Raw genomic sequence first — 284 nt, forward strand, 5'->3', positions numbered from 1 at the left:
GGATAATGCCTGTATTGAATCTTTCCATGCAATTATTAAACGTGAATGGATAAATCGTTTTAGAATTAAAAATTACCGTCATGCTTATATTCTTGTATTTGAGTACATTGAAACATTTTATAATACCATAAGAATTCATAGTCATTGTAATTATATGTCACCAAATGAATTTGAAAAAGCATATGAAAAATTCAAAAGGATCAGTATGTCCACGGCAAGTTAAAATATGGGAATATCTTGGGATTTTCTCATTTTAATTTGTACTTTTTCTTGACATAGTACCA

The 284-nt window shown here is 27.8% G+C and carries 1 protein-coding gene; it reads left to right on the forward strand.

What is annotated here, in order from left to right:
- A partial coding sequence (locus ACJDU8_RS25840; RefSeq protein ID WP_406795042.1) for an IS3 family transposase occupies nucleotides 1–223 on the forward strand: 223 nt, incomplete at its 5' end.
- Nucleotides 224–284: the final 61 nt, after the last annotated feature.

Origin of the sequence: Candidatus Clostridium eludens (assembly GCF_045310515.1) — a bacterium.
Taxonomy (GTDB): domain Bacteria; phylum Bacillota; class Clostridia; order Clostridiales; family Clostridiaceae; genus Clostridium_B; species Clostridium_B eludens.